Source organism: Mycobacterium sp., assembly GCF_049281135.1.
Classification (GTDB): Bacteria; Actinomycetota; Actinomycetes; order Mycobacteriales; family Mycobacteriaceae; genus Mycobacterium.
In genome coordinates this window covers 1-3,574 of sequence record NZ_JBAPRN010000845.1, presented here as the reverse complement: position 1 = coordinate 3,574, position 3,574 = coordinate 1, and the positions used below count along the sequence as shown (strand labels likewise).

General features: G+C 66.6%; 4 protein-coding genes. 3 read left to right on the top strand and 1 reads right to left on the bottom strand.

Translation table 11 applies throughout. The annotated features are described in order from the left end of the window. The 3 genes from WAN02_RS33640 to WAN02_RS33630 form a co-directional block, all read left to right on the top strand. Window positions 1-744: hemolysin family protein (locus WAN02_RS33640; RefSeq protein ID WP_422269682.1), on the top strand; the 744-nt coding region annotated here is incomplete at its 5' end. Beyond that, window positions 744-1,796 (top strand): hemolysin family protein, encoded by a 1,053-nt coding sequence (locus tag WAN02_RS33635; protein ID WP_422269681.1) that lies wholly within the window; start codon window positions 744-746, stop codon window positions 1,794-1,796. The genes WAN02_RS33640 and WAN02_RS33635, both read left to right, overlap by 1 nt. Next, a complete protein-coding gene (locus WAN02_RS33630) occupies window positions 1,789-2,688 on the top strand; it encodes a 3-methyladenine DNA glycosylase (RefSeq protein WP_422269680.1) in 900 nt (299 codons plus the stop codon). Before WAN02_RS33635 ends, WAN02_RS33630 begins: the two co-directional genes overlap by 8 nt. Here the strand turns inward: WAN02_RS33630 and WAN02_RS33625 are convergent, their stop codons facing one another. Next, the gene (locus WAN02_RS33625) at window positions 2,689-3,483 is read right to left on the bottom strand and encodes an SDR family NAD(P)-dependent oxidoreductase (protein ID WP_422269679.1); all 795 of its coding nucleotides are present in this window, start codon (window positions 3,481-3,483) and stop codon (window positions 2,689-2,691) included. Window positions 3,484-3,574 lie beyond the last annotated feature (91 nt).

Below are 3,574 nucleotides of genomic sequence, written 5' to 3'. Positions count from 1 at the left end.
CTGCTGGACCGGTCGCTGCAATTCGGCGATCTGACCGCCGAGGAGCTGATGACGCCGCGGTCGAAAATCGTTGCGCTGCAAGTTGATAACACCGTCGCAGATCTGGTCGAAGCCGCCGCCGAGAGTGGCTTCTCGCGATTCCCGGTCGTCGACGGTGACCTCGACGAGACCGTTGGCATCGTGCACGTCAAACAGGTCTTCGGAGTGCCGGCCGGCGAGCGCGAGCTCACGCTGGTCACCGCCGTGGCGCAGCCGGTTGCCAAGGTGCCCTCCACGCTCGACGGCGACGCGCTGATGGGACAGATTCGCGCCAACGACCTGCAGACCGCGATGGTCGTCGACGAGTACGGCGGCACCGCAGGCATGGTGACCGTCGAGGACCTGATCGAAGAGATCGTCGGCGACGTCCGCGACGAACACGACGACGCGGCACAGGACGTGGTGGCAGTCGGCAACGGTTGGCGGGTGTCCGGTCTGCTGCGCATCGATGAGGTGGCCACCGCGACCGGCTATCACGCCCCCGAAGGCGAATACGAGACGATCGGCGGGCTGGTCATGCAACAGCTGGGCCGCATCCCGGCTATCGGCGACGAGGTGCAGCTGAGTGGATACGAGCACGACGGCGTCCCGCACACCTCGGCTTGGCGGGCCAGAGTGGTTCGGATGGACGGCCGCCGCATCGACCTGCTCGAGCTGACCCAGCTGGCCGATCACGCCGATTCCGCCGCCGTGCGAGGCCGATGATGGGCGACCTGCTCGAGTTGTTGGCGACCATCCTGTTGGTGGGCGCGAATGCGTTCTTCGTGGCCGCGGAGTTCTCCCTGATCTCCGCGAGACGGGATCGTCTGGAGGCGTTGGCTGAACAGGGCAGATCAAGCGCAGTCACCGCGCTGCGGGCCGGCGAGCAGCTTCCGCTGATGTTCGCCGGTGCCCAGCTGGGCATCACCATCGCGTCGCTGATGTTGGGCCGGCTCGGTGAGCCCGCAGTCGCCGACCTGCTGCGACGGCCGTTCGACCTGCTAGGCGTCTCGCCGACCTTGCTGCACACCCTGTCACTTGTGGTGGCGCTGGCGATCGTGGTGACACTGCACGTGCTGCTCGGCGAGATGGTCCCGAAGAACATCGCCATCGCCGGCCCGGAAAAGGCGGCGATGCTGCTGATTCCGGCCTATCTGGCCTACGTGCGGACGGTCCGGCCGATCTTGACGTTCTACAACTGGTGCACCGGTGTGACGTTGCGCGCGCTGCGGGTGCAGGCCCGCGACGAGCTCGAGGTCGCTGTGTCCACTGTCGAGCTCAGCGAGATGATCGCCGAATCGGTGTCGGAGGGCTTGCTGGATCCCGAGGAGCACAACAGGCTCACTCGGGCGCTGCAAATCCGCAATCGCACTGTGGCCGACGTGGCGGTTCCGGTCGGCCAGATCCAGGCGGTGCCGGTGGCCGCCGCCGGCTCTGGGCCAACGGTTGGGGTCGTCGAAAAGGCTTTGGCCGCAACCGGTTACTCGCGATTCCCGGTGGTCGACGCCGATCACGGATTCGTTGGCTATCTGCACATCAAAGACGTGCTGTCATTGGCCGGCGACCCGCACGCCGTGATCGACTTGGCCAGAGTCCGGCCGCTGCCGCGGGTATCCCAATCGGTGACGGTGCCCGAGGCGCTGTCGCGGATGCGCCGCACCAACAGTCACCTCGCGTTGGTCACCGGTCAAGACAGAGCCGTGGTGGCCATGGTGGCGCTGGAGGATCTGGTGCGTGATCTGGTCGGTCTGGTGCGTGACGGGACGCAGCGTGCTTAGTACGAGCGTCCAGCTGGATGCCGAGCAGTGGACGGCGCGCGCCGGCGAATATGCCTCGCGTGTCGAAAGATTCGTGGCCCCGCACGCCAGACGGGCACAGCTCGGCGAGCCGCATCCGGTCTGGGACTTCCTGTTCAGCTACTACAGCCTGCGACCGAGGCAACTGCGCTGCTGGCATCCCGGTTATGGGGTGGTGCTGACCGGCAGCGAAGCGGTCCGCCGGTACCGGGATCGCAGGGGCTACTCAGTCGACGTGTCCGGTGTCACCGTGTGCGATGACTACCTGCGCAGCCGGGTGGAGACCATTTCGTTCGTGGCGGATCTGCTGGACGCGACCGCGCGGCGGCCGGCGCAGCTGAACTGCTTTGGGCTGCATGAGTGGGCGATGGTCTACCGCAGCGGCGAGGTACGCCACGACCGTGTCCCACTGCGGCTGGGCGCCGCGGGCACCGACACGGTGGTCGAAGCCGAGGTCGCCGGTCCGTTGCGGTGCAGTCACTTCGACGCGTTCCGCTTCTTCACTCCCGATGCCGTGCCACGCAACGCGGGCTCGCCCAGCCGCGACACGCAGCAGGAGTGGGAGCAGCCCGGTTGTCTGCACGCGAACATGGATCTGTACAAATGGTCCTACAAGTTGAGCCCGCTGATCGACTCCGAGACGCTGCTCGACTGCCTGGAGTTGGCTGCGGCTGCCCGTGAGATCGACATGCGAGCCAGCCCGTACGACCTGACGGCTTACGGGTATCAGCCGATTCGGATCGAAATAGCCTGCGGACGAGCCGAATACGTGCGCGAACAGGCGAACATCGCCGAGCGTGCGGCGGTTGCCCGTCAGGCGTTGCTCGCGAGGTGTCGGGCCCTGCTCGACGCCGCGGCTCAGGGCCAGCGGTAGCTACTTGACTTGGTGAGGGACGCCGCTGAGCAACACTTCGGTGACGCGCCGTGGCGCTTCGGACAATACGGCCGTAAGAGTCAGTCGCTTGGGGATCCGCACGTGCCTGCGACCCTTCTGTACGGCCTCGACGACTTCCGCGGCCACCTTCTCGCGGGGGACGTCAACCATGAGCCGCAGCCGGTAGAAGCGCCGGAACGCCGCCGCGGTCGGCTCGTAGTCGTCGGTCTGGGTGAGCATGTCGGTAGGGATCGGCCCGAGCTCAACGAGGGTGGTGCCGATCGTCAACCCCCGGAGATCGGCACGCAGCCCCGCGGTGAAGTGGGAGAGCGCGGCCTTGGACGCCGAATAGCTGACAAGGCCGGCGAAGACGCCACAGCCGGCCAGCGAGGAGATGTTGACGATGTGTCCGCTGCCGCGTTCCAGCATGCGGGGGATGATCCGCCGGCACAGTTCTGCCGGGGCCAGGTAGTTGATCTGGGTGACGTCGCGCAGGTCCTCGTCGGGGGCGTCAACGAAGGCGGCGGGAATTCCGATCCCGGCGTTGTTCACCAGAACGTCGACCGGACCGGCTTGTTGTTCGACCTGACCGACGAGGTCGGCGACCTGCGTCGGATCCGAGAGGTCGGCGGGGTGGGCGGTGCCCCCGAGCTCGTCGGCGAGCGTCCGAATGGCGTCCTTGGTGCGCGCGACGAGCGCGACCGTGGCCCCCGCACCGGCGAAGGCATGAGCAAGAGACTCGCCGATGCCTCGTGACGCGCCGGTAATCAGCACTCGTTTCCCACGTAATTCCATGCCGGGAGGGTACGCAGGGCGTCTTCACCTGGGAGGGTGATTGGGATTACTAAAGGCGTGGTGTTGCGTCCCGACCGAATAGGTAGGGACC

Coding starts and splice junctions, on each gene's coding strand:
- WAN02_RS33635 (WP_422269681.1), top strand. CDS start 744: ATGGGCGACCTGCTCGAGTTGTTGGCGACCATCCTGTTGGTGGGCGCG.
- WAN02_RS33625 (WP_422269679.1), bottom strand. CDS start 3,483: ATGGAATTACGTGGGAAACGAGTGCTGATTACCGGCGCGTCACGAGGC.